Raw genomic sequence first — 1088 nt, 5'->3', positions numbered from 1 at the left:
GGCCGGGCCCTGGTCCGCGCCGTCAGCGAGGTCTCGCCGACGTGGACCTCGTCCATGAGCTCGGCCTGGGTGCTGGTCTACCAGTGGGTCACCGCCCAGATGCTCGCCGGGGCGGAGGCCCACCCGTCGCCCACCACCACCCTCAACGGAGAGGCTTCGGCTCCGGTACCTCCCTCCGGCCCGCCCACGCCGCGGCACGCGCAGGACCGGCCGCAGGACCGGCCGCAGGAGCGCCCCCGGGAGAGAACGCCGGGCCGCGCCCAGGAGCGCCCCCAGGAGCCGCCCCGGAACCAGGCCCCGGGCCGGGCCCCCGCGGGCGCCGCGGGCCGGCGCGGACGCTGACGGGCGCCCCGCACCCCGGCGGCCCCCGGCGCTCCCCCGCGCCCCTCACCGAACGCACGCACACCGTCGAAGGACCTGTTCTTCTCATGACACAGACCAGCCACACCCCCGCGACCGGCACCGAGGGCGAACGCTACGTCCAGCAGGTCATGGGGACGTCCGATCGCGCGGCGCGCTTCTACCGCGACCAGATGCTGGACCACCTCAACACCGAGATGCGGGCCTTCATCGCCCGCCAGGAGATGCTCTTCATCGCCACGGCCGACGACCGGGGCGAGTGCGATTCCAGTTTCCGGGCCGGGCCCGCGGGGTTCGTGCACGTCATCGACGACCGCACCCTGGCCTTCCCCGAGTACCGCGGCAACGGCGTGTTCGCCAGCGCGGGCAACATCGCCCAGAACCCGCACATCGGGCTGATGTTCCTGGACTTCCAGCGCGACCGGATCGGCCTCCACGTGAACGGGCGCGTGAAGATCATGGAGGACGACCGCCTGCGGGCGCACGTGCGGGACCTGCCGCTGCCGGAGGTCCCGGGGCAGCGGGCGCAGATGTGGCTGCTGGTGCAGGTCGAGGAGGCCTACATCCACTGCCGCAAGCACATCCCGCACCTGCGCAAGGTGGGGCCGGAGGAGGACTGGGGCACCGACGACGTCCGCCGCAAGGGCGGGGACTTCTTCGGGGCCAAGAAGGACAACGACGCCCGGCCCCGCGGGGACCTGCTCGGGAACTGAGCCCCTGCCGCCCGC

At 73.8% G+C, this 1088-nt stretch carries 1 protein-coding gene and 1 pseudogene; both read left to right on the top strand.

What is annotated here, in order from left to right; genetic code table 11:
• A pseudogene (locus ACJOT3_RS34570) lies at positions 1-342 on the top strand (globin domain-containing protein); the annotation flags it as partial.
• 86 nt (positions 343-428) lie between these two features.
• Positions 429-1073 (top strand): pyridoxamine 5'-phosphate oxidase family protein, encoded by a 645-nt coding sequence (locus tag ACJOT3_RS34565; RefSeq protein WP_406977340.1) that lies wholly within the window; start codon positions 429-431, stop codon positions 1071-1073.
• The last annotated feature ends 15 nt before the right edge of the window (positions 1074-1088 follow it).

The organism is Nocardiopsis protaetiae, assembly GCF_045446735.1.
Lineage (GTDB): Bacteria > Actinomycetota > Actinomycetes > Streptosporangiales > Streptosporangiaceae > Nocardiopsis > Nocardiopsis protaetiae.
Note: the sequence above shows the minus strand (reverse complement) of the source record. Positions and strands in the feature narration are given on the sequence as shown.